Source organism: Myxococcus sp. CA033 (genome assembly GCF_013336625.1).
GTDB lineage: Bacteria > Myxococcota > Myxococcia > Myxococcales > Myxococcaceae > Myxococcus > Myxococcus llanfairpwllgwyngyllgogerychwyrndrobwllllantysiliogogogochensis.
In genome coordinates this window covers 275,497-299,241 of sequence record NZ_JABUMU010000009.1, presented here as the reverse complement: position 1 = coordinate 299,241, position 23,745 = coordinate 275,497, and the positions used below count along the sequence as shown (strand labels likewise).

The 23,745-nt window shown below is 70.3% G+C and carries 15 protein-coding genes; 2 read left to right on the top strand and 13 right to left on the bottom strand.

The window, feature by feature from the left end:
* Positions 1-9 precede the first annotated feature (9 nt).
* The 8 genes from HUA78_RS23285 to HUA78_RS23250 form a co-directional block, all read right to left on the bottom strand.
* Positions 10-768 carry a lysophospholipid acyltransferase family protein gene (locus HUA78_RS23285; RefSeq protein WP_174458186.1) on the bottom strand — a complete coding sequence of 253 codons (759 nt, stop codon included), beginning with the start codon at positions 766-768 and terminating at the stop codon, positions 10-12.
* The gene (locus tag HUA78_RS23280; protein ID WP_141645846.1) at positions 765-1,733 is read right to left on the bottom strand and encodes a 3-oxoacyl-ACP synthase III family protein; all 969 of its coding nucleotides are present in this window, start codon (positions 1,731-1,733) and stop codon (positions 765-767) included. The genes HUA78_RS23285 and HUA78_RS23280 overlap by 4 nt, the downstream gene beginning before the upstream one ends.
* Positions 1,730-3,661: a patatin-like phospholipase family protein gene (locus tag HUA78_RS23275; RefSeq protein WP_254623851.1), complete on the bottom strand. Its 1,932-nt coding sequence runs from the start codon at positions 3,659-3,661 to the stop codon at positions 1,730-1,732. The genes HUA78_RS23280 and HUA78_RS23275 overlap by 4 nt, the downstream gene beginning before the upstream one ends.
* Before the next feature lie 66 nt (positions 3,662-3,727).
* The gene (locus tag HUA78_RS23270; protein WP_174477176.1) at positions 3,728-6,901 is read right to left on the bottom strand and encodes an efflux RND transporter permease subunit; all 3,174 of its coding nucleotides are present in this window, start codon (positions 6,899-6,901) and stop codon (positions 3,728-3,730) included.
* A gap of 9 nt (positions 6,902-6,910) precedes the next feature.
* Entirely contained in the window at positions 6,911-8,056 is a 1,146-nt protein-coding gene (locus tag HUA78_RS23265; protein WP_174477175.1) for an efflux RND transporter periplasmic adaptor subunit, read from the bottom strand.
* A complete protein-coding gene (locus tag HUA78_RS23260) occupies positions 8,044-9,702 on the bottom strand; it encodes a TolC family protein (protein ID WP_174477174.1) in 1,659 nt (552 codons plus the stop codon). The genes HUA78_RS23265 and HUA78_RS23260 overlap by 13 nt, the downstream gene beginning before the upstream one ends.
* A 132-nt stretch (positions 9,703-9,834) precedes the next feature.
* Positions 9,835-11,886: a HEAT repeat domain-containing protein gene (locus HUA78_RS23255; protein WP_174458190.1), complete on the bottom strand. Its 2,052-nt coding sequence runs from the start codon at positions 11,884-11,886 to the stop codon at positions 9,835-9,837.
* 147 nt (positions 11,887-12,033) lie between these two features.
* On the bottom strand, positions 12,034-13,074 hold the full coding sequence (locus HUA78_RS23250; RefSeq protein ID WP_174466849.1) for a hypothetical protein: 1,041 nt from the start codon (positions 13,072-13,074) through the stop codon (positions 12,034-12,036).
* Positions 13,075-13,220: 146 nt separating this feature from the next.
* Between HUA78_RS23250 and HUA78_RS23245 the strand changes: the two genes are divergently transcribed.
* Together HUA78_RS23245 and HUA78_RS23240 are read left to right on the top strand one after the other, a co-directional pair.
* Positions 13,221-14,471: an AAA family ATPase gene (locus tag HUA78_RS23245; RefSeq protein ID WP_174460505.1), complete on the top strand. Its 1,251-nt coding sequence runs from the start codon at positions 13,221-13,223 to the stop codon at positions 14,469-14,471.
* Between the two features lie 120 nt (positions 14,472-14,591).
* Positions 14,592-15,422 carry an alpha/beta fold hydrolase gene (locus HUA78_RS23240; RefSeq protein ID WP_174477173.1) on the top strand — a complete coding sequence of 277 codons (831 nt, stop codon included), beginning with the start codon at positions 14,592-14,594 and terminating at the stop codon, positions 15,420-15,422.
* Positions 15,423-15,497: 75 nt separating this feature from the next.
* On the opposite strand, the gene HUA78_RS23235 is transcribed toward HUA78_RS23240, so the two are convergent.
* From HUA78_RS23235 to HUA78_RS23215, 5 genes are all read right to left on the bottom strand, one after another.
* Positions 15,498-18,389: a HEAT repeat domain-containing protein gene (locus HUA78_RS23235; RefSeq protein ID WP_174466851.1), complete on the bottom strand. Its 2,892-nt coding sequence runs from the start codon at positions 18,387-18,389 to the stop codon at positions 15,498-15,500.
* Positions 18,382-19,593 (bottom strand): VWA domain-containing protein, encoded by a 1,212-nt coding sequence (locus HUA78_RS23230; protein ID WP_174477172.1) that lies wholly within the window; start codon positions 19,591-19,593, stop codon positions 18,382-18,384. The genes HUA78_RS23235 and HUA78_RS23230 overlap by 8 nt, the downstream gene beginning before the upstream one ends.
* Positions 19,590-21,902, bottom strand: a complete 2,313-nt coding sequence (locus HUA78_RS23225; RefSeq protein ID WP_174477171.1) for a DUF5682 family protein — start codon at positions 21,900-21,902, stop codon at positions 19,590-19,592. The genes HUA78_RS23230 and HUA78_RS23225 overlap by 4 nt, the downstream gene beginning before the upstream one ends.
* Complete coding sequence (locus HUA78_RS23220; protein WP_141643040.1) at positions 21,902-22,987, bottom strand: AAA family ATPase; 1,086 nt, start codon at positions 22,985-22,987, stop codon at positions 21,902-21,904. Before HUA78_RS23220 ends, HUA78_RS23225 begins: the two co-directional genes overlap by 1 nt.
* 118 nt (positions 22,988-23,105) lie before the next feature.
* On the bottom strand, positions 23,106-23,576 hold the full coding sequence (locus tag HUA78_RS23215; protein ID WP_174477170.1) for a hypothetical protein: 471 nt from the start codon (positions 23,574-23,576) through the stop codon (positions 23,106-23,108).
* Positions 23,577-23,745: the final 169 nt, after the last annotated feature.

Genomic DNA, 23,745 nt, shown 5'->3' with positions numbered 1-23,745 from the left:
CTGCCTCGCTCAGTCCATCGCCTCGGGCCGCCGGCCGCGTGCCCGGTCCAAGAGCGCCTGCACGGCGCCCGCCACTTCCTGGTGTGCTGCCAACATCGACTCTCGCTTGCCCGCGTCGAAGCCCGGCTCCAGATGACGCGTCAGCGGCTCCCCCACCCACTGCGTCATCTTCACGGGAAAGGGCAGCGACAGCGGCCACACCCCCGTCGCGCCCAGGCCCAGCCACAGCGGCAGCCGCGCCGGCATCCCCATGCGTCTGCCCAGCGCGTACCCGTCATTGAGGCCCAGGTATGCGTCATCCATGCCGCTGCCTCCCACGGGGACGATGGGCAGCCGGTAACGCACCGCCAGCCGCAGGTAGCCCAGCCGCTCGCCCCAGCTCACCTGGTAGCGATGCCGGTAGCTGCGACATCCCTCGCGCGTGCCTCCAGGTTGCAACAGCACGTGCTCGCCTCGCGCCACCGCCTCCGCCAGCCGGGGGTCATCTCCGGTGACGAAGCCCAGCCCGTCCACCACCGCGCGCATCCCGGGGATGCGCTCGAAGGCGCCGTGCGCCACGCCGTGTGGCAGGTAGCCCAGGTGCTCATGCAACGTCACCGTCAACATGCAGAGGTCCACCGCGAGGGGGCGCCCGTGGTAGCCGACGATGAGCTTGGCGCCAGGACGCAAGAGCGGCTCCAGGTTCACCACCTCGTAGCGGTGGTAGCGCCGCAGCCACCCGAAGGCGCCCAGCCACGCGGCGAGAGGCAGCCCACCGGCGCGCGTCATCCTCCCACCCGGTACAGCACCGCGCCGTGCGCCACGCCCGCGCCCACGCCCACCATCAGGACGCGGTCCCCGGCCTTCACCGGCCGCGTGCGCCACAGGCGGTCCAGGCTCGTGGGCAGCGACGCGGAGCCCACGCTGCCCACCGTGTCCACGACGCGCACCCCGCGCGCCGCCTCCACGCCCATCGCATCCAGGACGACCTCCAGCATCCGCCCGTTGGGCTGGTGTGTCAGCACCCACTCCACGTCGCGCAGGGCCACCTGGGCCTCCTCCAACACCGTGCGCGCGGCGCGCAGCAGCGCGTCCAGCGCCACGCGCGTCATCTCCTTGCTGGGCGTCAGGAAGCGCATCCGCTCCGGCTTACCCGTCGCGTGCGGGTTCTCCAGCACCACGTCCGTCGGCAGCGAGCCGTCGTTGCCCAGCGCCACGCCCAGCACGCCTTCCCCGGGCCGTCCGGCCCCGAGCACCGCGGCGGCGGCGGCGTCTCCCAGCACCAGGTAGGGCCTGGGGTCGTCCGGCGTCGTCGTGCGCGACAGCAGCTCCACCGAGACGACGCCCACCGGCCCCAGCCCCGTCGCCACCGAGCGCGCCGCGAGGTCGAACGCGCTCAGGAAGCCCATGCACGCGTTGCTCAGGTCCATCGCGTCACAGCTCCCCGACAGGCCCAGCGCCGCGGCCACCCGGTTCGCCGTGGCGGGCGTGGTGACATCCCCGCCCATGGACGAGACGCAGAAGATGCGCCGCAGCGCCTTCGCCTCCAGTCCAGCCGCGACGAGCGCGCCGTGGAGCGCCTCGGCCGCGACGTCCGCCGCCTTCGTCCCCGGTGGCGCGAAGTGCCGCGAGCGGATGCCCGTCTTGCGCAGCACCTCCGTCGCGTCACGGCCCACGCGCGCGCACAGCTCCTCGGTCGTCACGGCCGGGCCGGGCTGCAGGCTCGCCGTTCCCAGGATTCGCACGGGAATCATGCCGCCTGCTGTCCTCCACAGCGCCGCCCGTGGGGACCGCAGTGCAGGCGCATCTGCTCCCAGTGGGCGCGCAGCTCCGTGAGCTTCCAGGCCAGCGCTTCATCCGACGCGGCGCGCTTCAGGATGTCTCGCGCCTTGGTGAACTCCATCGCCGTTCTCAGCGGAGTGTCCGCTGACTGGATGTCGTAACTCACGTCCGCCATCAAGCTCTCCGCGTCACCGCTGCGATGCAACAGCAACACACCGCTGGCAACAAGGTCCAGCGCCCTCGATACAGGATTGAGACCCGCGAGGAATCGGCCCACCCGGCTCTCCGGCATCCAGGCTGTTTCACGCAGGCCGAAGGGAAAGATGTTGCTGGAGAACACCAGGTCCGCGCCCGCGCTCACCAACACGCTCGCGGGCACCATGCTGGTGAAGGCTCCGTCCACGTAGCGTGCGGGAGGCACCAGCGTGGGCGCCCAGAGTCCGGGCGCCGAGCCACTCGCGCGCACTCCCCGTGCCACGGGGCCGCGCTCCAGCGCCACGCACTCGCCGCTCGTCAGGTCCGTCGCCACCGGCAGGAAGCGGATGGGCAGCTCCTCCAGCCCCACGGCTCCCAAATCTTGCGTCACCAGGTGCTCCAGCGAGTACGTGGTGAAGACCGCCGCCATCGCCGCCAGCGACAGCCGGTGGCTCATGGCCCGCTCCTCCAGGCGGTGCAGGCCCTCCAGGCCGCTGTGGCCATCCAGCGCGGTGCCACAGAAGTAGGCCCCCACCAGCGAGCCCATGCTGGAGCTGCTGACGAAGTCCACCGGCACGCGGTGCTCCACCAGCCAGCGCAGGATGTGGACATGGTAGAAGCCCCACACGCCGCCGCCGCTGAGCGCCAGTCCCACGCGACGGTGGGTGATGGCCCGGGCCCAGCGTGACAGCGCGTCCCGCTCCGCGGGGCTCAGGCCCACCTCCGTCAACGGCCTTGCGTCCACCTTCAGCGTCGCCAGTCGTCGCAGGTCCATCCGCAGGCGACAGGGCGGCAGGACATGCGCGTCCGCGCGGGGGCCTTCATGGGGTCGGCCTCGCAGCTCGGCTTCCCGCGTCGGATGTCTCGGGTCGATGACCACCGTGGGCAGCACGCGGTCCTTTCCAGGGCGCGGCACCCGGGTGTTCCCATGGTGTGTCACCAGGAGCACGTGCTTGTCCACGAGCGGCGCGCTGCCCGTCACCTGACAGCCGTCCAGGAAGACGTAATGCGGGTCGTGCTCCCGGGCCAGCTCCCGCAGGCGCGCCACGCTCAGGCGTCCCGGCGCCCCTGGTTCGGACGCCGGTACCGTGGCGCGCAGCACGCCGTCCGCGCCCTTCACCGGCAGCTCGTCCGAGCCCGACTCCGCCGTGCGCACCAGCAACACCCGGTCCTTGAAGTCGTGGGTGATGACCTTGGCCACCAGCTCGATGAGCTCGGACAGCGGCGTGTCCCGCACCTCGCTCGCGAACGTCACCACCTCCACCTGCGGCAGCGGGTCCTCCTGCTTCGGTGGCTCCGCGTGAGCCAGCAGTCGCTTCAGGTCCTGCCTCAGCCCCGCGCGTGCCTGGACGAGCGTCCACACGCCATCGCGTGGAAAGAAGAGGCCCTTGCAGGCGGTCGCCGCGCGCGCGGTGACGGAGTAGTGGCCGCCCATCAGCGCCTCGAACCCGAGTGGGGTTCCAGGACGCAGTGTCAGCAGCAATTCGCCGTCACGGTGTGCCTCCAGCTCTCCCTCGAGCAGCAGGAAGAAGCCGTGGGCCTCCTGGCCTTCCTCGCACAGCACCGTGTCCTTGGCCCAGGTGACATCCCAGGCCACATCCAACATCTGGAGGAGGACGGTGTTGCTGGTGTGCCGCAATGCGGGAGCGCGCTTGAGCGCGTACAGCCGACGACGCTGGACGTCGAGGGGCATGGAGCGGGCCATGAATCGCCGGAGGATAGCGAACCCTCCGGCTTGGGATATTGGGTCGTATCGGCCCCGCCACGTGGCTCAGGCCGGCTGTGGACGCGGCGGCTCGTTGGGCGGTGGTGTTCCTCCGCCATCGGGCCGTGCGTGTTCGTGCCGCTTGAGGAGTCGGGAGCGCGTGGACTCCACCACCGCGTACAGCACGGGGATGAAGATGAGGTTGACGAAGGTCGACAGCAACATGCCGCCGAACACGGTGGTCCCCAGGGACTTGCGCGCCGCCGCGCCCGCGCCCGAGGCGAGCACCAGCGGCACCACGCCCATGAGGAAGGCGAACGACGTCATCAGGATGGGACGCAGGCGCGTGCGCGCGGACTCAATCGCGGAGTCCATCACGCTCCTTCCCTCGTGACGCAGTTGCTCGGCGAACTCGACGATGAGGATGGCGTTCTTGCTGGAGAGTCCGACGAGCATCACAAGCCCCACCTGGCAGAAGACGTCGTTCTGCAGGCCGCGCAGGTTCTGGAACCCGAGCGCACCCAGCATGGCCACCGGCACCCCGAGGAGGATGACGAAGGGCAGCGCGAAGCTCTCATACTGCGCGGAGAGGACCAGGAACACGAAGACGATACCGAGTCCGAAGATGAGGAGCACGCGCCCACCCGCTTCCTTCTGCTCCAGCGACAGGCCCGTCCACTCGTAGGTGTACCCCTCTGGCAGCACCTCGCGCGCCGCGCCCTCCATGGCCTCCAGCGCCGCGCCGCTGCTGGAGCCCGGGGCCGCCTGCCCGTTCAATTCCGCGGAGCGATACAGGTTGTAGTGCTGGATGTTCTGCGCGCTGGTGATGGGCTTGATTCGCACCAGGGCCTCCAGCGGCACCATGTCCCCGCCCGCCGAGCGCACATAGAGCGCGCCAATGTCCCTGGGCTCGCTGCGGAAGGGCATCGCCGCCTGCACGTACACGCGATACACGCGGCTGGAGAAGGTGAAGTCGTTGACGTACTGGCTGCCCAGGTACACCTGGAGCGTGGAGAAGAGCGAGTCCAACGGCACGCCGAGCGACAGCGCCTTCTCCCGGTCCACCTGGATATCGAGCAGCGGCGTGTTGGCGGTGAAGGAGGAGAACACCCCGCGCAGCACCGGGGCCTGGTTGGCCTTGCCCACCAGCGCCTCCGTCGTCTTCGCCAGGTCCGACAGGGAGCGTCCGCCCAGCTGGTCCTCCAGGACGAACTCGAAGCCGCCCACGCTGCCCACGCCTCGGATGGCCGGAGGCTGGAAGGGCAGCACGCGCGCCCCGCCAATGCCGATGAGCGGACCGCGCAGCCGCTCCACCAGGCCCGCCACGCTCTCCTCGCGCGTCTTGCGTTCGTCCCAGGGCTTCAGGTTGACGAAGAGGGTGCCGTAGTTGGCGCCGGTGCCCAGCAGCGAGAAGCCGCCCACGGTGAAGATGTCGACCACTTCGGGCTGCTTCTTCAGCACGTCCTCCGTCTGGAGCAGCACCCGCCGCGTGTAGTCGAGCGACGTGCCCTCCGGGCCCTGCACGGCGACGATGATGTAGCCCTGGTCCTCGTCCGGGATGAAGCCGGAGGGCGTGGCCCGGTACACCAGCACGGTGCCGACGAGGCACAACGCGAACACGATGACCACCGGCCACTTCAGCGGGCCGATGAGCTTCTCCAGGAGCCGGCCATAGCTGTCGCGGAAGCGGTCCATGCCCTTGTCGAACTTGCGGAACGCCAGCCACTTCTGGCCCTCTTGAGGCCGCAGCAGCCGGGCGCACAGGGCAGGGGAGAGCGTCAGCGCCACCAGCGCGGAGAGGCTGATGGAGAAGGCAAGGGTGAGCGCGAACTGGCGGTAGATGGAGCCGGTGGTGCCCGGGAAGAAGGACACCGGGACGAACACCGCGGACAGCACCAGGGCGATGGCCACCACGGCGCCCGCCACCTGGCGCATGCCCCGCTGCGTGGCCTCGCGCGGCGAGTAGCCCTCCTCCATGGTGCGCTCCACGTTCTCGATGACGACGATGGCGTCGTCGACCACCAGACCCGTGGCCAGCGTGAGGCCGAAGAGGGTGAGGGTGTTGAGCGAGAAGCCGAACGCGCTGACGAAGAGGAAGGTGCCAATCAGTGACACCGGCAGCGTGGTGGCGACCACCAGCACGCTGCGCCAGCCGTGCAGGAAGATGAAGATGACCAGCACGACGAGGAGCACCGCCTCGCCCAGCGTGACGAGCACCTCTTCAATCGACGCCTGCACCGCGACGGTGGTGTCGAAGGCGGCCTCGTACTTCATGCCCGGGGGGAAGCTCTTCTGCAGGCGGTTGAGCTCCGCGACGACGCCGTCGCGCACCTCCAGCGCGTTGGAGCCCGGGAGCTGGAAGATGCCCAGGCCCACGGCGTCCCGGCCGTTGAAGCGCAGCAACTGCGCGTAGTTCTCCGCGCCCAGCTCCACCCGGCCCACGTCCCGCACCCGCACCAGCGAGCCATCCTGGCCACGCTGCACCACGATGGCCCCGAACTGCTCGGCCGTGGCGAGCTGCCCCTGCACCTGCAACGTGAACTGGAAGTTCTGCCCCGGAGGCGCCGGCTCCTGGCCCACCTGTCCGGCGCCCACCTGCACGTTCTGCGTGCTCAGCGCCGCCACCACGTCGGAGGCCTGCAGCCTGCGCCGCGCCAGCTCCGTCGGGTCCAGCCACAGCCGCATCGCGAAGCGCCGCTCGCCGAAGATGCGCACGTCGCCCACGCCCTTCACGCGCAGGAGCGCGTCGCGGATGTAGACGTCCGCGTAGTTGCTCAGGAAGCCCGTGTCGTAGCGGTTCTCCGCGTCGAACAGGCCAAAGGCCATGAGCAGCTGCGTCTGCGCCTTGTTGACGGTGATGCCCAGCGCGTTGACGGCGGCGGGGAGCTGGGGCGACGCGGTGGCCACGCGGTTCTGCACGTCCACCGCCGCGATGTCCAGGTCGCGGTCCTGGTCGAACGTCACGGTGATGCTGCTCTGCCCCGTGTTGCTGCTGGTGGAGGAGATGTAGCGCATCCCCTGGACGCCGTTGAGCTGGCGCTCCAGCACCGTCGTCACGGCGCTCTCCACCGTCTCCGCCGACGCGCCGATGTACGTCGCCGTCACCTGCACTTCCGGCAGCGACAGGTCCGGGTACTGCTCGATGGGCAGCGAGGGGATGCTGATGGCCCCCGTCAGCGTGATGAGGATGGACAGCACGCTGGCGAAGATGGGCCTGCGGATGAAGAAGTCAGTGAACATGCCGTCCTCTCACTGGCCCGCGTCGGAGGCGCCGCCCACACCCTGGTCCTCGGGCTTCGCGGGCGTGGGTTTGATGGGCTGGCCATCGCGCAGCAACTGCAACCCCGTCACCACCACCTGGGCCCCGGCGTCCAGCCCTCCCGTCACCTCGTAGTCGTTGCCCGTGACTTCTCCCACGTCCAGTGGCGTGCGCTGCGCGACGGTGCCTCCGTCGGCCGAGCCCACCAGGTACACGAAGGACTGGCTGCTGATTTGCGTCACCGCGACGGTGGGCACGGTGAGCGCCTCGCGCGATGCGTACACCACCCGCGCGCGCACCAGCTGCCCCGCGCGCAGCCTGCCCGTGTTCTCGAAGGCGGCCTTCACCTCCACCAACTGCGTCGTCGCGGCGGGCGTGGGCGCCACGAAGAAGGCGGGCGCGGACACCAGCACCTTGCCTTCCGTGTCCAGCACCTCCAGCGGAGTCTTCCCCACCTGCACGCGCTGGGCGCGGTCCACCGGCACCTGCACGGACAGCTCCAGCACCTTGCTCTGGTCCAGCGACGTGAGCCGCGTCTGCGGCGTGACGTAGTCGCCCACCTTCACCGGGATGTCTCCCACCACGCCCGCGAAGGGCGCGCTCACCTCGTAGAAACCGAGCTGCACGCGCTGCGACTGGATTTGCGCTTCAATCGCCCGCGCGCTCGCCTCCGCCTGCTGCGCCTGCGCCACCGCCTGGTCATAGTCCTGGCGGCTCTGGAGCCCTTCCTTGAGCAACTGCGCGCTGCGCTCCCGGGTGCGCCGGGCGAACTCGCGCTGCGCCAGCGCCGACGCGCGCTGGGCCTGGGTGGCGCGCAGCCCCGCCTGCTCCCTGCGCGGGTCCACCACCAGCAGCACCTCGTTGCGCTGCGCGCGAGAGCCGGGGCGCACCGGAATCGCCTGCACGTAGCCGGCGACCTGGGGATACAGGGAGATGCTGCTGCGGGAGATGAGCGTGCCCACGTACTCGCCGGCCTCCTGCACCTCGCCGGGCGACAGCGCCAGCGTCTGCACGGACAGGGCCGTCCCCGCGCCGGCCTGCCCGCCCTGGGGGGCGTCTCCCTCCTTCGAGCCCTTGCACCCCGCCAGCGCCAGCGCCACCGCGCACCCCGCGCCCCATGTCCTCACCAGTCGCATGCCGCCTCCGCAAGGAATGCCTCGACGCGCGCCTGCTCCAGCTGGAACTCGCGCACCACCAGCGCCAGCTCCGCCTGTCGCAGCGCCGCCGCTGTCTGGATGAGCTCCAGGCTGGTGCCCGTGCCCACCTCGAAACTGCGTCGGGTGAGCCTGTCGTTCTCCTCGGCCAGTACCCGCTCCTGCGACGAGATGTCCCGCGAGGCCTGGGAGACCTTCACGCCACGCCGCGCCTGGGTGACTTCCACCGTGACGGAGCGCTCCAGTTGAACCACCTGCTGGCGCGCGACCTCCGCCTCCGCGCGGGACTGTCGCAGCAGTCCCTCGCGTGCCCCGCCGTCCCAGAAGGGCAAGAGCAGGCTGGCTCCGATGTTCCAGATGGGCACGTTGACGAAGTCTTCCTCCACCGTGAGGGCAATGGTCGTGCTCGTCAGCGATATCGAGGGCGCGTACTGCGCCTTCACCGAGCTGACCTGCCGCTGCGCCACCCTGAAGCGCGAGCGCGCCGCCGCCAGGTCCGAGCGCCCCTCCAGTTCTGGAAGCTGGCGGCAGTCCTTCCGCGCGCTCTGGAGCAGTTCGTCCACGCGCACGCCCTTCGCCAGGCCCACCGCCTGCGGCAACCCGAGTGCGAGCCCGAGCGCCTCGCGCGCCTGTCGCAGATTCTCGTCACCCAACACGACGAGGGCGCGCGCGGACTCGGCGTCCTGCTTCACGCGCACCACGTCCAACCGGGTGCCCGCGCCCAAATCCAACCGCCGCTGCGCGAGGGCGAGCCGCTCCAGCGCGGTGCGCAGGTTGACGCGGTTGACGTCGGCCAGTCGCTCCTGCGCGGCCACCTGCACCAGCGCCCGGGCGAGCGCGCCGCTGAGCTGACGCCGCGTCTCCGCGAGCGACCACGCCGCGGCGCGCTGGGCCTCCCGCGCCGTGCGCCGTGCGTCAATGGCCTGCAGGTCGAACAGCGGCACGGAGGCCGAGAGGATTCCCGCGAACGGCGGCTGAGTGGGTCTCAGGACGCTGTCCGTCCCCGTGCCCCCGCCGACACCGCCGCCAATGCCTCCCCCCACGCCACCGCCCACGCCACCCCCCGTGCCGCCGCCGATGAAGGTCGTCGAGTCGGGGTCCAGCACGTTGTACTGCACGCCCACCGTGCCGGTGATGACGGGCAGCAGGCCCGCCAGCGCGATGCGCGCCTGTCCCGCCGCGGACTCCACCTGGGCCAGCGCGGTCCTCAAGTCGGTGGAGCTCTGCCGCACCATGTCCAGCGCCTCCTCCCAGGACTTCACCTGGATGGGCGCGGGCGGCATGGGCGTCAGCAGCGGGTCCGACACTTCGGGCTGCGGTGGCTCCGGCGGGTCGTCGCTCGTCCCGGTGTCCTCACCGGGCCCTGGGGCGGACGTGTCCCATTGCCCCTGGGGAGGGGTGCCCCGCCGTGGCGCGCCGGGCGCCTGTGACGGCGCTCCCTGGGGCGTCACGGGAATGCCCTGTCCCTGGGCCGACTGTGGCCTGGGATTCTGGATGGGCAGCACCTTGGGCGCGCCGTGTCCCTGGGGCCGCTGTCGCACGGCGGACGGCGGCCGGGCCTGGGCGAGCGGCACCCCTGGCTCGGAGCCAGGGTGCGAGAGGAGGAGGGCGAGCAGCAGGGCGTTCATATCGGGTGCCCTGAGGTAGGGGAGGCACCCGATACCGGCCACGTACCCCGGGGCCGGTCCCCGCCTGTCTGACAAAAGGGACGAGAGCCTGCTCAGCAGTGGATGGAGCGCCCGCGGGCTCGCGTCCTCCGCTCAGCGACCCTGTTTGAGCATGGACAGACGCTGCTTCGCCGCGCGGCTCTGTGGGTCGAAGCGCAGCGCGTCCTCGAGCCGCTCCTTGCCCTTCTCCACCTGTCCCTGGACGACATAGAGGTCGGCCAGGCGGACGAGCGCGTCGGCGTTGTAGGGCTGCAAATCCAACGCCCGCTCGAACTCGCGGATGGCGGTGGTCAGGTCCTTCCGACGCACGGCGAGCTGCCCGAGCATGATGTGCGGTTGGACCAGCCCGGAGGTCTCCGGCCGCGACGCCAGCGCCTCCACGGCCGCGGTGCCGCGCGCGTCGCCGAAGCTCGCCAGCGTCAGCGCCGCGGACTGGCGCACCCACGTGGAGCCATCCTGGAGCAGCGCCGCCAGGTCCTCGGTGGCCTCCTTGCCTCCCACGGCGCCCAGCGCCTCGATGACGTCCGCGCGCAGCAGGCTGTCCTGCGTCCCCTTCAGCGCGGCGCGCAGGGCGGGCACGGCCTCGCGCTTGTATCGCCGCCCGAGCACCTTCGCCGCCACGCCACGCAGCGACGCGGCTTCCTTCGTGTCCGCGAGCACGGCCTCCAGCGCGGGCCGGCTGGTGTCCGCGGTCTTGTCGTCGAAGGCGTCCGCCAGGCGCACGCGCCGCTCCTGCCGCTTCGCGGAGTCCGGCCACATTTTCGCCAGGGCCTGGTCCATGGCCTCCGGCGTCTCCTTCGTGTGACATGTGTTGCAGGCATTGGGGATGCCGTGGCGCGTGGTGTTCTTCGGCGCGGGCACGTCGAGCGCATGGTCCGCGAACTTGTCGAGCACGCCGGAGACGACGGGCGGCATGTGACAGGCCACGCAGTCCTGCGCGGCGCGCCCGGTGTGCTTGGAGTGTTTCGCGCCCGCGGCGAACAGGTCCGCGTGGCATTGCTGACAGGTGGCCGAGCCCACGGAGATTTTCGCGGCCGTCTTCTCCGGCAGGTTCAGCTCGTTGGGCGCGTGTGGCTCGTGCGGCGCGGTGTGACAGGTGAGGCAGGTCGCATTGCCCTGCAGGTGGCACTGCGACTGGATGAGGGCCTGGTACTCGAAGCTGGAGGTGCTGGGGCGGCCGTCGGTGAAGTAGTCGCCGGAGCGCTCGTTGCCCACGAAGAGGACGATGGGTTGGTAGAAGTCCTCATACTTCTGGCCCGGCTGGAAGCGGTGCGCCAGGTCGAGGATGGGGAAGAGGGGACGGCGCGGGCCATGGCACTGCGCGCACACCGCGAAGCCCAGCTCCGAGGACAGCTTCGACGGCTGGACGATGTCCTTGGGGTCCTGCGTGTCGGCGTGCCTGGCGCCGGGCCCGTGGCAGCTCTCGCACGCGACGCCCGCGTCGGTGAAGCGCGTGGTCCACGTGTGGGTGGCGCGGTCGTGGCGCGCGTCGAGTCCGGTGACGTGACAGTCCAGACACGCGTGCTGCGCGCTGCGACGGAAGTTGGCCCAGAAGAACGGGTGGTCCGGCGTGAGCGCGCCCTGCTTCGTCTCCGAGTAGTCCACCCACTCGCCCTTGCCGGTGACGTGGTAGTAGACGGGCAGCACCTGCCAGCGACCGTCTGCGAGCACCGTGACGGGGTCCTGCATGCGCTTGCCGCCCACCACCCACTGCACCGGGAACTCCGCGAGCTGCCCGTCCGCGCCCTTCGTGCGCATGAAGTGGTGCTCACCGTCGCGACGCATCCACGCCTCGCTGGAGTCTCCCTTGAAGTGCGTGTTCTTGCGGTAGTCGCCCACCACGAACTTCGACGTCGCGGGGGACAGCGCGCGCGAGTGCCAGCCCTTGCTCCATTCGGCGTGCTCGTCCTCGTGGCACTCGCCGCACGCCTCGGCGCCGGCGTAGACGCCGCGCGGCGGGTGCCCGTCCTTCACTTCGGCGGGCGGTGGCGTGGCCTGGGCCACGGGCTTGGGCGCGGTGGGAGGGGAGGCGCTCGCGGTGGCCGGTGTGGAGGCCGGGGGGCGCAGCGCGTAGGTGACTCCCGCGGCCGTGCCAAGCAATGCGAGGAGGACGAGGGCGAGCAGGGCGGGACGAGCAGGGCGCATGTCGGAAGTGCCCTGAGCCTGCCTGTCGCGCCCTGTCGTGACAAGCCGGGCTCCCGGGGATGGCGGGACTGGGCCGTCCTCCCGGGTTGGGCGGGCCGTCACTCCGCCCCTCGTGCGAGCCGCGGAGCGGGCGCGGCCGGTGGGTCGCTACTCCTTGGCGGAGTAGAACTCCGGCGGTCCGGCGAGCCACACGCTGGTGCCCTCCGTGCGCTCCAGCAGCTCGTCCGCCAGCTTGCTCCAGTCCTCGGAGGGGCCCATGGCCTCCATGCTGGAGGGCACGAAGCCGAGGAACTGCTGGGGACCCACGGCGAGGACCGTCGCGGTCGGCGCGCGGTACGAGCCCTCGTGGTGGTAGCCGAAGAGGCCCCAGGTCTTCCAGGAGCGGCTCAGCGCGTCGTAGCGCAGCGGCGCGCAGCTCGTCTCGGCGATTTTCTGGGCGTCCTCGTCGCTCTCCCCCGAGCAGACCTGAAGGCTGTCACCGAGCTTCACATCCTGGAGAGGACAGGAGACCTGAAGGGAGTGCTTGCAGTGGCCAATGGGGTTGGGCGCGCCGCGGTCGCTCCAGTAGGCCTGGACGAAGGCCGCCGCGCCCTTCGGGTCCTCCCACTGGATGGACTCGCCCATCCCTTCGAGGAAGACCCAGGGGACGGAGGTGGCCTCCACGAGCGCCTCGGCCAGATGCTCCTTCTGCTCGGCGTGTCCGATGGGCTCCAGGCTGAAGGGGACGTACCCCACATAGCCCCCCGATTCCCGGGCCGCCAGGGTGCCGGCGCCGCCGAGCGAGATGCCGCCATTCGTCGAGCCCCCTGGACGTCCCGCGACACCGCCGTTGTTGTTGCCGTTGCCGGCCCCCGGCGAGTCCTTGGCCGCCCTCGCACAGAGGTTGGTACAGGAGTTCAGCGCGTCCCTGTCAGCCCACGCCTGGCTCTCGTTGGAACAGCCCATGGCGGAGTCGAAGTTGGCGACGGTAGGGGGCGGGCAATGACAAGGTTTGTAGACCGCCGTGTACTTGCAAGCCGTATCGACCCAGGGCGGCGGGCCTTGATGGTCGTAATACCCGACGCCGATGACGCCCCCTGGCGTCCGCGCCTGGGCTGGCGTGCTCCAGGTGACGGCACCCAGGGCGGCCAGGAGCGCGAGCAATGAAATCCTCGAAGTGAAACGAATCAGGCGCGGCTGCGGGGACATGAGTGACCTCCGTCAATGCGTTGCACCAGCAGCCTGACTGTCTCAAGAATTGTTCACAATGGGTGTTGATTGACTTCTCCGAGAGTAGCGTTTTGTGTCACAGGCAGGGTTGACCCTGGCGTGTCCGAGGGGGAGGCTGGTGGACGATGCTCAAGCTCCAGTGGCTCCAGGTCCACCAGTTCCGCTCCGTGAACCCCGGCACGCGGCTGTCGTTCAGTCCGTCCTTCAACGTGCTGCTGGGCCGCAACGGCACGGGGAAGACCTTGCTCCTGGACCTCCTCGCGGCCGTCGCCAGCTCGGACTTCACGGCCATGGCCCTGGAGCCCTTCGAACTGGAGTACGCGCTGAGCGCGGACACCGGCCGAATCACGGTGCGGGTTCGGAACGTGCCCGTGATGCCCCAGGACGGGCCCGCGGGCTCCGGGCTGTCCATGGACATCGTCGTGTCGCCGCGCGACATGGCGTGGCCGCTGGTCATCCGTCGCGAGGGGCTCCAGGTCACCGTCTCGCGCGAGGGTGACACCTCGCTCGTCGTCCAGGAGCGACTGGCTCCCGAGGTCGCCGGCCGGCTGTGGCTGGTCCTCATGTCCGGAGGCATCGCCTGGGTGGAGAAGACGGGCGAGGGCACGGCCACGGTGGAGCCGCTGCTGGCCATGGCCCGCGAGGTGTCCGCCCTGGCGGGGCTGAGCCGCTTCGACGAGGGGCTCGCCTACTTCGAGCAGCTCTACCAGGTGGAGCTGCGCCTCTCCCGGCGGGCGGAGGGTGTGCTCGCCACGGGCACGGGGCTCGCGTCGGAGGCGCTGCTGGACGGGCTGCGGCGGCTGGCGGCGGCGCAGTGGGGCTCCGCGCGGTATGTCGTCCCGTCGGACGCCGTCCCCTTCCTTCGCGACGCGTCGCGGTTGCTCGGCTTCACCTCCGCGGAGGCCAGCCTCGTTCCCCTGGAGGCGTCGCCCGAGGGCAAGTACGAATCCCTCACGCTCGGGGGCCTGGAGCTGGACTTCCTAGGCCCCGGAGACACGCGGGTCTCCGCGCGTCAGCTGGGTCATGGCCAGAAGCGCCTGCTCGCCCTCCAGCACTACCTGGCCCGGGCGCGCGCGGTGGTCGTCGTGGATGAGGTGGCCCACTCCCTCCACCCCCAGCTCGTGCGGGCCAGCGTGGAGCCGCTCAAGGGGCGGCAGAGCTTCTTCACCAGCCAGAGTCCCGTGCTGATGGACCTGCTCGCCTTCGAGTCCGCGGAGCACGTGCGCGCGAGCCTGGTGGTGTGTCGTCGCGAGGAGGACACGGGCCTGCTGACCTGGGAGGACCCGTCGCCGGAGGCCGCCGAGCGGCTCTTCACCGCCAGCGCCGCCGCCCCCGGACAGATGGGGGCCCTGCTCCAGGCCCAGGGGCTCTGGTAACCCGGGCACGTCCGTTCTCCCACGGCGTCCGCGAGTCGACAGCCGGCGCACCGCGGCAAGACGGGTGCCGTGTCGCGTCACGAGCTGGCCTATCCTGCGGGACGTGGGGAGGGAACCGCCATGCCGATGTTGACCGTGAATGGAACCGAGTTGCACTACGAGGATACGGGTGGCTCGGGTGAGCCCATCCTGTTCAGCCATGGGTTGTTGTGGAGCTCGCGGCTGTTCGACCCGCAGGTGGATGCGCTGCGGAGTCGCTATCGCTGCATCGCGTATGACCACCGGGGGCAGGGGCGCAGCGCGGTGCCCGAGGCGAGCACCATCGACATGGAGACGCTGTACCTGGACGCGGTGGGGCTGATGGAGAAGCTGGACCTGGGGCCGTGTCACTTCGTCGGCCTGTCCATGGGAGGCTTCATCGGGATGCGCATCGCGGCGCGCCGGCCGGAGTTGGTGCGCTCGCTCAGCCTGCTGGATACGTCGGCGGACGCCGAGCCGCTGGCCAACGTGCCGCGCTACACGTTGCTCAACCTCATCGCTCGGATGGCGGGGTTGCGGCCGGTGGTGGACCCGGTGATGCGCATCATGTTTGGCCGGACGTTCCTGACGGACCCGAACCGCGCGGAGGAGCGGGCGCTGTGGCGGGCGCGGCTGCTGGAGAACCGTCGGGACATCTGGCGCGCGGTGAACGGTGTCATCCGTCGCAACGCGGTGTCACACGAGGTGCCGAACATCCGCGTGCCCACGCTCATCGTCGTGGGGGAAGAGGACGTGGCCACTGTTCCGGCGAAGGCCGAACGGCTCCACCAGTTGATTCCGGGCTCGCGGCTGACGCGGCTTCCGCGCGGGGGGCACTCCTCCACGGTGGAGGAGCCCGCGCTCGTCAACGCCGCGCTCGGCTCCTTCCTGGAGTCGCTGGTGAGACCGCACGTGTCGTCACGCGTGGGGTGAGTTGGGGCTGTGCGGTGTTCGCGCCGGGGACTGAGTGCGCGCCCCGGCGCGGTGTTGGCCTGCACGGCGTCGCGGCTAGGTCTTCACCCCGAGCGACTTCTTCGCCGCGCGTGAGAGCGTCTTGTCCCCGGCCGCATCGGGGATGTCGAGCAGTGCCGCCGCCACCACCTTGCCCGCGCCGTGGATGTTCTCGTTCGCGAGCTTCAGGTACGTCCCGAAGCGCGTGAGCCGCTCGGGGTGCGCGCGCGCCGCCTCCACGTGGGCCAGCAGCACCTTCGAGAGCGCCTCCGCCGGGAAGCGCTCGAACAGGTTGCGCAGCGCTTGTCGCTCCATCGCCTCCGGCCGCGTCTCCGCCAATCGGACGGCCGGCTCCAGCATCGCCAGCCCGAAGGTCTTCAGCGAGTCGGACACGACGCCCGGCTTCCACCCGTCGACGAACGCCGCCAGGAGTGTCTCCGCGCCGCGCACGTCACCCAGCACCCCCAGCGCGTACACCGCCGTCTTGGCCTCCTCGTCGTCCGTGTCGCGCGCCTCCACGCTGTGCACGTACTTGTCCAGCACCTCCGAGTCCCCCAGCCACGCCAGGGCCATGGCCGCGCGTCTCCGCACCTCGTTCGACGGGTCTCCGTAGAACACCTGCCGCAGCACCGGCCACGCCTGCGTGAGCCCCAACCCCTCGAGCTGGTCCACCGCCGCCAGCCGCGCTTCCCGAGTCGGCTCCGACAGCGCCCGCTGCGCGAGCGGCCGAATCCTCCCCTGTCGCACCTTCGCGAGCGCCGCGATGGACGCGGGCCCCGTCTCCCGGGCCTGCACGTCGTTCAACACCTCGCGTGCATGGAGCCGCAGGCCCGCGTCGTGGCCCTTGCGTGTCATGCCGTCCAGCAGCACTCGCGCCGCATGGACCTCCAACTGCCCCAGCACCTGGATGGCGGTGCGGCGCACCATCCGGCTGTGATGTTCGGACAGGGCCTGCTTCACCACCTCCAGCACGCGCTCCTTCGGGCGTACCGCCACCGCCCGGGCCACGAAGGTGCTCGCCGCGCCGTCGCTCCACGCGGGATACAGGGACTCCAGCAGCGAGTCCGCGTCCAGGCTCGCGTAGTAGTGCGCCGCATGGGCCGCGGCCTCGTAACGAGACAGCTCTCCGCGAGCCCGCTTCAACAGCGCCTCACCCGGAGGCAGCGGCGCCGCGGGCTTCCGGATGTGGATGCTCGGGTGCGTGGGCACCGGCTCCAACGTGTCCCCCTGGACCTGCGCCGCCCCCGCCAGCCGCACCAGGGCGATGCCGAGCACCTGGTACACCTTGACGAAGTCATCCAACCGCTCCGCCGCGTCGGGCCGCTGCGCCAGCGCCTCCAGCAGCGCTCCGGGCTTCTCCAACCCCAGCTCCCTCAGCCGGGCCACCAGCGGCTCCACCGCGCGCGGAGACAGCGAGGACAGCCCGTTGGAGAACTTCTCCGCCAGCTCATCCCGCACCTCGGCCAGGGCGATGGCCGCGCGAGACGCCCCCGCTTCGCGCGCCGCGTCCGCCCACCCGCTGCGAGGCACCGCCACCGGCGCCTCCGGCTTCGCCCGACGCCGCCGACGCCGCGTGGGCTCCTCCGTTGCCTCCCGCAGCCCCAGTCCGCGCAGCTCCAGCCCCTCCGGTGTCTCCACCACCACCGCGAGCGGGAACAGCGTGGGGAGCGCCGCCTCCAGCCCCACGTCCCCCAGCACCACCTTCAACGTGGCCCCTTCCAGCGCCGCGGCGAAGGGCTCCTCCAGCCGCGAGTCCGCCGGGAGGAACAGCCCCCGGTCTCCCGAGTCCACCAACTGTGAGCGCTGCCCGCTCGCCAGGAGCGTCTGCACCCGCAGCGCCACGGGGAGCAGCTCCGGCGCGAAGACGTCCTTGCGGTGCTCCTGGAAGGCCGCCAGCGCCGCCCCCACGTCCGGCAGCGCCATCTTCACCAACAGCCGCAGCGCCGAGTCGTCCTGCGGATGCGTCGACTTCGCGTCCTCCAGGTCCAGCCGCCGAGGCGGGAAGCCCGGGTACTGCCCACCCTTGGCCTCCTCCAGCACCACGCCCGCGTGGCTCTTCTTGGGCTCCACCGTCTTGAGGAAGGCGGGGAGGATCTGCTTCTCCGTGTAGTGGGCTCCGGAGCCCAGCTCCAGGAAGCGACTCTCCCGGACGAGGAAGTTGTCGGGCGTGGTGCGCGTGGTGAAGGAGTACTCCACCAGCGTCAGCCCCTCGATGGGAGCCCGGTCCTTCTTCGTCCACGTCTTGCCAATCAGCTCCTCGACGTAGCGGTCCTCCAGGGGCTCACCGCCCAGGTGCTTCTCCACCTTGCGCGCGGTGAGCAGCATGTCCGCCACCAGGTCGGTGAAGACGGGGGGCTCGAACGTGCCCGTCCGCGCCGCCGCCTGCTCCAGCAGGGCCGCCACCTCCACCGTGCGCGCCGCCAGCCGGCGCAGGCCATTGGCGCGCAGCGACTCACCCAGGGCGCGCACCTGCTCGGCGCGGTCCTCGGACAGGGACGTCACGCCCGACAGACCCAGCTCCCGCACCAGCGTGGACACCTGCGCCACGCCCGCCTTCATCAGCTCGCCCGTCTCCGTCTTGCCCTTCTTCACGCTCTTCTTCGCCGGGCCTCCCGCGCCCGCCGGGGCCGTATCGGTGGTGACGAAGGCTTCCGGCGCGCGAGCCCACGCCACCAGCAGCGCCGCCGCGTGCTTGCAGAAGGGGCGCGAGCGCGCGGCCACGCAGGAGCACTTCCCCTTCACCTCACGCCCGTCACCGAACACCAGCGACACTTTGTAGGGCGACGCCCCGGAGCCCAGCGCATCCGCGAACAGCCGGTTCTCGAAGCGGGACAGGTGGGTGATTTGCTTGTCGTCGAAGATGCGAGTGCCCTTCGCCACCTCCGAGGGGTCCCCGATGATTTCCGTCAACCCTCCGCTGCTGGCAGCCACCTTGCGAGGCTCAGCCATGGTGCGTCTCCTTGTCGGCGGTCAGCAGCGGCGTCAGGTCCTGGTTGCGCATCACCCGCTCCACCACATCCACCAGTCGTTTGGGCGTACACCCGAAGCAGGGAATGCCCAGCGCGGTGAGCCTCTCCGCCATGGCGTGGTCGTACGTGGGCTTGCCTCCGTCCGACAGCGACAACAGGCACAGCACCTTCGCCCGCGAGTCCACCAACTGACGCAGCCGCGCCACCAGCTCCTCCGCGTCACCGCCTTCATAGAGGTCGGTAATCAGCAGGAAGAGGGTCTTCTCCGGCCGTTGCACATGGTTCGCCTGCGCATAGGCCACCGCGCGGTTGATGTCCGTTCCGCCGCCGAGCTGCGCGGTGAACAGCACCTCCACGGGGTCCGTAAGCAGGGGCGTCATGTCCACCACCTCCGTGTCGAACAGGATGAGGCGCGTGCGCAGCACATCCAGTGACGCGAAGATGGCCGCCATGACGGAGCTGTACACCACGCTCTGCGCCATGGAACCGGACTGGTCCACCACCAGCGTCACATCCCACTCATGATGCTTGCGCTGGTTGGGCCAGAAGTAGAAGCGCTCGGGCACCAGTCGCTTGTGCTCCGCGTCCCAGCCCTTCAGGTTCTGCCGGATGGTCCGCTTCCAGTCGATGTTGCGCGCAATCGGCAGCGGGCTCGTCCTGTCCCTGCGCAGGGCGCCGAACACGGCCGTGCGGATGGAGGACTCCAGCTTCTTGCGCAGCTCCTCCACCACCTCGCGGACAATCTGCCGGGCAATCGCCTTCGCCTCATCGGGGATGAGCCCGCGCGCGCTGACCAGCGTCGTCACCAGCTCCACGTTCTTGTCGAGGAAGGGCAGCGTCTCCGGCTCGAAGAGGAGCTGGGTGAGCCCCTTCTTCTCGATGGCATCCTTCTGGACGAGCGCAATCACGTCGTCGCGGAAGAAAGTCCGCAGCGCGCCCAGCCACTCGGGGATGTAGGGGCGCGAGCCGGACGAGCTCGCGCGCTTTTCCCCGTAGACGAAGGAGAGCGCGTCATCCAACGCCTCCAGGTCTCCGCCGCCCACGCCCACCGAGCCCGCCTGGGTGCTCAGGGCCCGCAGCGAGGGACAGGCTCCCGTCTTCTCCGCCGTCGGGCCGAGCGCGAGCCGCCAGCGCAGCAGGGCATCCCGGTCCTTCTCCGCCAGTTCCTTGGGGTCCACGCTCATAGCAGGTCGTCCAGGTCGTCGAGCACCTTGCCCAGCTCGGCGCTCATGTCCTTGAGCTTCGCTGTGTCCTTCTCTTCGAGCACCGTCTTCACGGCCCGGCCCTTTTCTCCGAGCTGCCGCACCGCCACCACGTTCTCCATGAGGTAGCGGCGCTCGGTGGTACCCAGCACGCCCAGTGCCCTTCTCAATACCGGCAGGGTCTGACGGAAGCGCTCGGGGTCGATGCTGGTCAGGAAGTCGTCCAGGGCCTTCACCACCTCGCGGTTCTTCACCAGCACCAGCGCGTTGACGCCCAGGAAGCCCTCCAGCCAGGACGCGCCTTCCTCGGGAGCCACCGCCAGCGACAGCCGCAGTCCGACGATGAGCGCCACCTCCGCCTCGCTCAGTTCGTGCGCCAGATACAAGAGGCCCGTGGCCAGGCCCGACGTCGCCGGGTGCACGGTGGTGCTGTCCATCAGCTCTCGGGCCTCCGCGAGCCAGCCGGCCTTGTCCGCGAGCGGCTGGGCCAGCGCCACCTCGTGCAGGGTGCGCAGCGCCTCCACCACGGAAGGCAGGGCGTCCGGTGCGCAGGCGCAGGACTCGCGCACGCGCAGCAGCGCGCGGGAGTACGTCTTCTGGCAGAGCACCGCCACCGCCTCGTCGCCCACGTCCGTGTGCGCGCGCGAGGTGCCATAGGCCACCAGTCCGGACAGCGCGCGCGCCGCCGAGGCGAGCGAGGGCAGGTCCACGTCCGTGGCCGCGTGCGTGTCACAGGCGCGCAGGGCCGCGGCCATCGTCTGCGGGCAGCCGGTAATCACCGACTCCAACAGGACGTCCGCGGCGGCGCCCGTGGTCTTCGCCGCGTCCAGTTGCTCCTGGAGGACGCGGGTCGTCACGGCTTCCAGCGAGTCGCCGAGGACGATTTTCTCCACCAGCGCCACGTCCGTGGACGGCGTCCACTGCGCCTGCCACGACTCTCGAACCCGCGTCAGCGCGGCTTGTCCACCAGCCTCTTGCGGCGAGGCGCGCTGCTGTCCCGTGGCCGCGAGCGTCGCATAGGGAATCCCCGCCACGCGCAGGCGGTGGAGGAACACCGAGGAGCCGACCTCCACCGTGTTGTTGAGGCGCAGCGTGAAGGTCTCCGCGCTGTCGGTGCTCGGCAGCCGGCGCGTGCCCAGCTCCCGCCAGAACTCCGCCTGGAGCGAGTTCTTGCCGATGCGACTGGCCACCCGTCCCACTTGATGACCGACGACGCTCTTCCACAGGAACGCGTCGACATGCGTCGCGTCTCCCCGGCACAGCGTGGCCACGGTGGCCTCGCGAAGTTCGTCCAGTCCCGGAGCGCTCTTCTCGCGCAGATCCGCCAACGTCATCGCCAGCCGGTAGGCCTCCAGCACGTCCGACAGCGACGCGGTGAAGCCGCGCATGCGCAGGTGCGCGGCGAAGTCGATGAGCACCTCCAGCGTCGCGCGCCGGAAGTCACACTGGGCCTCGTGGGCCTTCTGGTAGAAGTGCGGCGCCCGATTGCCTGCGCCGTAGCCGAGCTGCTCGGACAGCCGGGGGAAGCTGTACGGAATCACCGTCACCGCGCAGGGCACCGCCTTGGGCAGCTTCGCCTCCAGCGTGGGCTCCACGTCCCGAGCCAGGAAGGCCGCGATGTGCGCGGCGCCCGCCACCACGGCGACCTTCTCCGGCGCGACACCGCTCGCTACCACCTCCAGCACCTTGCGCGCCATGAACGCATCGCGCCAGCGGTGGTAGTCCTGGCGAGGCCCCGCGTTGAGCACGTCCGCCCAGGCGAGCAGCACGGGGCGGAAACCCTCGGGCGTCCAGTCGGGCGCCTCGAACAGCGCCTCCCACAGCTCCTCGAAGGAGCGGTAGCCCTGCTCGCGGGCGAACCGCTCCGTGAGCGGCTCTTCGTCATGGAAGTGCTCGTGACGCTCGCCCTCCGGGACCTCCTCGCTCTCGACACCGGCCGTCTCGTCATGGCGGTCCATGCCGAGGCTGACGCCGACAGGGATGTCGATGAACAGCGCGCGGGCGCGATTCACCTTCGCCCAACGCAGGGCGGCGTATTCGGGGGAGTAGTCCGCGAAGGGCCACAGCGCGGAGCCGGGCGTGTCATCCGTGCGGTAGCCGAGCAGAGCGATGGGCGGCTTCGTCTCCGCGTCACACAGCACGTCAATCAGGTCGGAGGCATCACAAGGCCCCTCGATGAGAACGACCTCCGGCTTCACGCGCTCCAGCCAGCGTCCGAGCACCGCCGTGGTGCGCGGCGAGTGGTGGCGCACCGGGAACAGATGCACCCGGGAGAGCAGGTCCAGGTCCATCAGCCCCTCAGGAGCTTCTTGCTGGCGGAGTACAGGTCCTTCCACGCGCCGGTGCGGCCCTTGGCGACGGTCTCCATGTATTCGCGCAGGGCCTTCACGTCGTCCTCCTGCTCCTTCACCACGGCGCCCACCAGTGACGCGGCCAGCTCGTGGGGGGTGACCTTCCCGCCGCCGAACTGCTCCGCGAGGATGGAGCTGTTGAACAGCACGCTGATGGCCTCCGCGGTGGACAGCACGGCGCCCGGGGTGCGGACCTTCGTCTTGCCGTCCTTCGTCACGCCCTTGCGCAGCTCCTGGAAGAGCGTCAGCAGGATTCGCGACAGCTCCTCCGGAGGCGGCACTCCGACCTGGTAGTCATTGCGCAGCTCCGCCTCGCGCTTCGTCACAATCTGTATTTCCTGTTCCAGGTCCTCGACCACGGGGACGGTGACGAAGTTGAAGCGGCGCTTGAGGGCGGCGCTCATCTCGTTGACGCCCCTGTCCCGCGTGTTCGCGGTGGCGATGAGGTTGAAGCCGCGCTGGGCGCTGACCACCTCGCCCAGCTCCGGGATGGAGACCTGCTTCTCCGAGAGGATGGAGATGAGGGCGTCCTGAATCTCCGGGGACGTGCGGGTGACTTCCTCGAAGCGGGCGAACTTGCCGGAGCGCATGGCGCGCAGGACGGGGGAGGGGACCAGGGCCTCGGGCGTGGGGCCCTGCGCGAGCAGCAGCGCGTAGTTCCACGAGTACTTGAGGTGGTCCTCGCTGGTCCCGGCGGTGCCCTGGACGATGAGGGCGGAGGTGCCGCTGACGGCGGCGGACAGGTGCTCGGACAGCCAGCTCTTCGCGGTGCCGGGCTCGCCCACGAGCATCAGCGCGCGGTCCGAGGCGAGGGTGGCGATGCAGACCTGGATGAGTCCCTTGTCGCCGACGTACTTGGGCGTAATCGTCACGCCGCCGACGGGCTTGGACCCGCCGAGGATGTATGTCTCCACGGCGCGAGGCGACAGCGCCCATCCAGGAGGACGGGGCTTGTCGTCATGGGCGGCGAGGGCTTCCAGCTCAGTCTTGAACTTCGCTTCGGCGGGCAGTCGGATGTCCGGCATGCATGCAAGCTACCGGTTCGGTCTGACACGCCGCAATCCGAGGGGTTGTCTTGGATACCCCTCGCAAAACCGACCCTGAAGGGCGCATGCCTCCGGGTGGGCGGCGCGTGGAGGCAACTCACTCCGCGCACGGAAACGCGGTGTCCAGCTTCTTGCTCCCATTGATGCCCGGGCCCGACAGCGTGGCGACCACCTTCACGGTGGAGGAGCACTCGTAGGGCATCAGGAATGGCACCACGGTGACGCCGCCCTCCGCGAGCACGTGCAGTTCGCGCGTCTGCGTCACCTTCCACGCGCGCCGCTCACCCGCCTCCGACTCCTCCTTCGGCGCGCTCACCACGAGCTTCAGCTTCAGCGGCTTGTCCCCCTCGTACTTGCCCTGCACCTTCACCAGCAGCAGCGCGTCCACGTTCATCCCATACGGGTCCGAGGCCTCCTCCACCGTGACGATGGAGCCCTTCTGCCGGTCGAAGACGCGCAGCTCGACACCTCCCAGCGACACGCTCGGAGCGCTCGCGCTGCCAGCGGTGGAGGACAGAAGCAGGACACCACCGACGAGCAGCGAGCGCAGCTTCGTTCGCGACGACATCTCCACCTCCGGAATCTTCGGGGAAAATCCGCCGCGCGACTGTACGCCAGCCTGGTGTCCTCCCGCGCCAGGGTGGCGGGCGTGAGGGCGGGCCCTGGCTTGGGGCTTCGTCGCTTCCTCTGCAATTCCTCCCACCCATGACCAGCCTGCGGAGGAACCCTGTCCGGCG

Coding starts and splice junctions, on each gene's coding strand:
- HUA78_RS23285 (WP_174458186.1), bottom strand. CDS start 768: ATGACGCGCGCCGGTGGGCTGCCTCTCGCCGCGTGGCTGGGCGCCTTC.
- HUA78_RS23280 (WP_141645846.1), bottom strand. CDS start 1,733: ATGATTCCCGTGCGAATCCTGGGAACGGCGAGCCTGCAGCCCGGCCCG.
- HUA78_RS23275 (WP_254623851.1), bottom strand. CDS start 3,661: ATGGCCCGCTCCATGCCCCTCGACGTCCAGCGTCGTCGGCTGTACGCG.
- HUA78_RS23270 (WP_174477176.1), bottom strand. CDS start 6,901: ATGTTCACTGACTTCTTCATCCGCAGGCCCATCTTCGCCAGCGTGCTG.
- HUA78_RS23265 (WP_174477175.1), bottom strand. CDS start 8,056: ATGCGACTGGTGAGGACATGGGGCGCGGGGTGCGCGGTGGCGCTGGCG.
- HUA78_RS23260 (WP_174477174.1), bottom strand. CDS start 9,702: ATGAACGCCCTGCTGCTCGCCCTCCTCCTCTCGCACCCTGGCTCCGAG.
- HUA78_RS23255 (WP_174458190.1), bottom strand. CDS start 11,886: ATGCGCCCTGCTCGTCCCGCCCTGCTCGCCCTCGTCCTCCTCGCATTG.
- HUA78_RS23250 (WP_174466849.1), bottom strand. CDS start 13,074: ATGTCCCCGCAGCCGCGCCTGATTCGTTTCACTTCGAGGATTTCATTG.
- HUA78_RS23245 (WP_174460505.1), top strand. CDS start 13,221: ATGCTCAAGCTCCAGTGGCTCCAGGTCCACCAGTTCCGCTCCGTGAAC.
- HUA78_RS23240 (WP_174477173.1), top strand. CDS start 14,592: ATGCCGATGTTGACCGTGAATGGAACCGAGTTGCACTACGAGGATACG.
- HUA78_RS23235 (WP_174466851.1), bottom strand. CDS start 18,389: ATGGCTGAGCCTCGCAAGGTGGCTGCCAGCAGCGGAGGGTTGACGGAA.
- HUA78_RS23230 (WP_174477172.1), bottom strand. CDS start 19,593: ATGAGCGTGGACCCCAAGGAACTGGCGGAGAAGGACCGGGATGCCCTG.
- HUA78_RS23225 (WP_174477171.1), bottom strand. CDS start 21,902: ATGGACCTGGACCTGCTCTCCCGGGTGCATCTGTTCCCGGTGCGCCAC.
- HUA78_RS23220 (WP_141643040.1), bottom strand. CDS start 22,987: ATGCCGGACATCCGACTGCCCGCCGAAGCGAAGTTCAAGACTGAGCTG.
- HUA78_RS23215 (WP_174477170.1), bottom strand. CDS start 23,576: ATGTCGTCGCGAACGAAGCTGCGCTCGCTGCTCGTCGGTGGTGTCCTG.